The organism is Nocardiopsis sp. TNDT3 (genome assembly GCF_003427465.1).
Taxonomy (GTDB): domain Bacteria; phylum Actinomycetota; class Actinomycetes; order Streptosporangiales; family Streptosporangiaceae; genus Nocardiopsis; species Nocardiopsis dassonvillei.
In genome coordinates, this window is the sequence record NZ_QPFC01000992.1 from 1 (window position 1) to 3,687 (window position 3,687).

4 protein-coding genes are annotated in these 3,687 nt (G+C 73.3%); 1 reads left to right on the top strand and 3 read right to left on the bottom strand.

Annotation, left to right across the window (positions count from 1 at the left end; translation table 11 throughout):
• Positions 1-610: DUF4352 domain-containing protein (locus DQW06_RS22740; protein ID WP_117199277.1), on the top strand; the 610-nt coding region annotated here is incomplete at its 5' end.
• Between the two features lie 22 nt (positions 611-632).
• Here the strand turns inward: DQW06_RS22740 and DQW06_RS22745 are convergent.
• The 3 genes from DQW06_RS22745 to DQW06_RS22755 all read right to left on the bottom strand — a co-directional run.
• A complete protein-coding gene (locus DQW06_RS22745; RefSeq protein ID WP_013152559.1) occupies positions 633-1,493 on the bottom strand; it encodes a (2Fe-2S)-binding protein in 861 nt (286 codons plus the stop codon).
• Positions 1,494-2,029: 536 nt separating this feature from the next.
• Positions 2,030-2,749 carry a DUF2306 domain-containing protein gene (locus DQW06_RS22750; protein ID WP_117199278.1) on the bottom strand — a complete coding sequence of 240 codons (720 nt, stop codon included), beginning with the start codon at positions 2,747-2,749 and terminating at the stop codon, positions 2,030-2,032.
• Between the two features lie 85 nt (positions 2,750-2,834).
• Positions 2,835-3,687 (bottom strand): ABC transporter permease (locus tag DQW06_RS22755; protein WP_232833123.1); only part of this gene is annotated, 853 nt, incomplete at its 5' end.

The window sequence follows — 3,687 nt, forward strand, 5'->3', positions numbered from 1 at the left end:
GCCCTGGCCCGCGCCGGGGCGGGCCGGCGGTTACGGACAGGCCTACGGTTACGGGCCGGAGCCCGGCGCGGGCCAGGGCTACCCGCCCCAGGGCGGCTACGGGCCGCCGGAGACCAGCCCCACCCCGTGGGGGAAGATCCTCGGCATCGGCTGCGGCGTCCTGCTGCTGCTGATGTTCGTCATCGCCGGGTGCACGACCGTCGCCCTGTTCGCGGCGGCCCACAGGCAGCCCCCGGCACAGGAGACCGAGTCCCGGCAGGAGGGCGGCGAGGCGGCCGGGCCCCGGGTCGAGCTCACCGCCTCACCCGCCGACTTCGACCCCGGGCCGCTTTATACCGAAGGGGATTACACCAGCATCGACGTGTCGGTGACGAACACCGGCCAAGAGGACATCGAGGTCAACCCGCTCTACTTCCGGGTCGTGGACGCCCGGGGCGACCAGCACAGCACCTCCGAGGCCGTCGGCATGGACGCCGACGAGATCGGTGCGCGCACGCTCGCCCCCGGGCAGAGCGTCTCGGGGGTCATCACGGTGGAGGGCGACGTTGACCCCGAGACGGTGGTCTTCTCCCCGTTCTTCGGCGAACCGGTGGAGGTGCCGGTCAGCTGACCGGCGGCGCCGGGGGGAGGGCTCAGGGGGCCAGCGCCGGGTCGCGCAGCCACTCCGACAGGTCCTGCTGGCGCTCGCCGTCGCACTTGAGCGGGCACGTGGTGCAGTAGCCGTGCTCCGGGTCGCCCTTGTAGTCGAAGCAGCAGGTGCCCCGCACCGCCCAGGTCCCGCGGGGGTGGTCGGGGGCGAACGGGAACAGGCGCGGACGCCTGCGGGTCACCGCGCCCGCCGCGACCACCGCGTCGCCCAGGCGGGTGGCCAGCTCCCAGGCCTGTCGGGGGTCGCGGCCCAGGTAGCGGGCCGGGTTGAGCATGTAGAAGTGCAGGGTGTCGAGCACCCAGCCCCACAGCGTGCGCTTGCCCGAGCGCGTGTGCCCGTGCAGGGCGTCGATGATCGGCTCGAACGTGGCGAACAGGGCCTCGGCGGCCATCCGCAGCTGGGCGTCCTCGTCCTCGGCGACCACGGTGTCGGGGTGGCCGACGGCGGGGTCGTCCGGCAGGACCGCGGTCCGCGTGCCGACCGAGGCGGGCGTGCCGAAGCGCGCCAGCCCGGAGTCCCAGGGCAGGTAGAGGGTGTCCGGGCTCAGCAGCGGGGCGCGACCGGTCAGGTACAGCGAGGCCGAGACCAGGAAGATGGGCTCGCGCAGGGTCACCCGCAGGAAGTTCGTGGCGGCGGGGAGGCGGTGGCCGGGGCCGTGCTCGCTGCGGAGGCGGTCGTACAGGACCGGCAGCCAGCCGTCCTCGGCCATGGCGCCCGCCTGGTGCCAGTGCACGCGGCCGCGGGGAACGGCGGAGAGCTCCTCGAAGGAGAGCAGGTCGGGCAGGGGCGCGAACTTCAGCGGCGCGCAGGCGTCGCGGAACGCGTCGAGCGGGTCTGGTGTCACCGCTGAACCTGCCCTTCGTCGCACGATGTCGTCATGTCCGGGGGTCGTGTGAGTGCAGTGACCTTCGGGGGACGAGTACATCTGCGCCTCTTAAGTGAGGCTACCCTAACGAGCACGTGTGCCGCAATGATCATCGGATTATCCCCTAACCGAAACGCGGGCAAAAGATGCAGGTCCGGACGGTTTTCTCCGGATACGGGTCAGGGGTGGCGTAGGTCACCGGTGCCGTTTTCGCTGGCTCTGCGGTGTGACGCGGGTGTCTGAAGGGACAGCAGAGACAGACTCACGCGTCCCTCCAGCCCCACGCGGGGACGGTGCCGAACGCGGACGCCCGGGGCCGCGCACACCGCCCGGACGCGGCCGAGCGGGGCACGGGCCTGGGCCGGACGCGGTCGAGCCGGTCGCGGGCCTGGACCGGTCGCAGACGCCGCGGGCCCGGGGATGCGCCGGGGCCCGCCGGAGGCGCCGTCCGAGGCGGGTACACGGAAGGGACCCTTTCCGCGGTCGGGCCGCGGGGAAGGGCCCCTGCGGAGGGTTCAGGCCGCGGCGCGCGGGCGCCGCCCGCGCGGGCGGCGGTACTTGAGCCACCACTCCACCAGCAGCAGCGGCACGATCCAGGACAGGAAGGCGTTGGCCGGGGCGATGGCCAGCCCCAGCGCATCGGCGTCGCCGCCGTAATCGCTCTCCAGCCGGGGCAGATGCGCCATGACCAGCACGACGGTGAGCACCCGGCTGAACGCGATGCCGTAGATGAGGGCGAAGCTGCGCAGCATCCACTCGCGGTGCTGGGCGAAGCGGCGCCGACGCGCCATCCGGTAGCCGATGACGGTGAAGGACAGCCACAGGAGGGCCCAGATGACGTTGCTGATCTGGACGCTGGTGCCGAAGTGGCTGAGCGGGGCGATGAGCAGCCCGGGGACGCCCACGAGCGGGATTCCGGCCAGGACGTAGACGCGGCCGCTCCAGCGGTGCACGGCCGGGTGGCGGGCGCGCAGCCACGGCCACACCTGGAGGATCACCAGCATCGTCAGCAGGGAGCCGCCGAAGACGTGGGTGACCAGTACCGGGTAGTACCAGGCGACGTCCCCGGGGAGGCCCACGCGCGCCTGGGCGGGGTCCAGGCCGAGGTAGGGCGGTAGGGCGTAGACCAGGAAGGTCGCGCTGAACAGGGCCAGGGGCAGGATCCAGGGGCGCTGCCACCAGCGGGGGCCGGGGCGCTGGGCGGTCTGCTCCGGAGGGGCGGCGGTCGCGGTCATGTCGTTCGTTCCTCTGCGGGAGACGGGTTACGGGGAGGGGACCGCGGCGCGGGGCCGGGCTCGCGGCCGGGTCAGGCTGTTCGGGTCAGCGGCTGAGCCGCCGGAAGCGGCGCACGGCCAGCGGGGTGACCAGGAGCATGACGGCCACCGGCAGGGCCACGGCCACGAGCAGGGCGTTCTCCGCGGGCCAGGCGTCCGAGGGCAGGGACGGGTTGCCGAACAGGTCACGGGCGGCGTTGACCACCGCCGACAGCGGGTTCCACTCGGCGACCGGGGCCAGCCAGGAGGGCATGGCCTCGGACGGGACGAAGCTCGTCGAGAGCATGCTGAGCGGGAACGTCAGCGGGTAGACGATCATGCTCACGGAGTCGGCCGTGGGCAGCACCAGACCCAGCAGCACCCCGAGCCACACCAGGGCCAGCCTGAAGAGCAGCAGCACGCCGACGGCGGCCAGGGCTCCGGAGAGCCCCTCCCCGGCGCGCCAGCCCATCGCGAACCCGACCAGGAGCAGCAGGGCCACCTCCAGGCAGGCGCGCGCCATGTCCGCCAGGGCGCGGGCGCCGAGCAGGGCCGCGGGGGACATGGGCATGGACCGGAAGCGGCTCATCACGTCGCGGGCGGTGTCGCGGGCGATCCCGGAGGCGGTGCCGCCGATGCCGTAGAGCATGACCATCGCCAGCATCGCCGGGACCAGGAACTCGCGGTAGTTCTCCGTGCCCGGGGGCGCCATCACGTCACCGAACACGTAGCCGAACAGGAGCACCACCACCACCGGCATGGTGATCGCGATGGCCGGTTCGAAGGGGTCGCGGACCATGTGCCGGAAGTTGCGGCGGGTCAGCACCAGGGTGTCGGCCCCCGCCTTGCGCAGGCGCTGGGCCCGGGTGGGCCGGCGGGGCGGCAGGCTCCCGTGGGCCAGCGGGCGCGGGGCGGACGAG

Bases quoted from the DNA above. Each gene is read 5' to 3' on its own strand.
- DQW06_RS22750 (WP_117199278.1), bottom strand. From the start codon at position 2,749: ATGACCGCGACCGCCGCCCCTCCGGAGCAGACCGCCCAGCGCCCCGGC.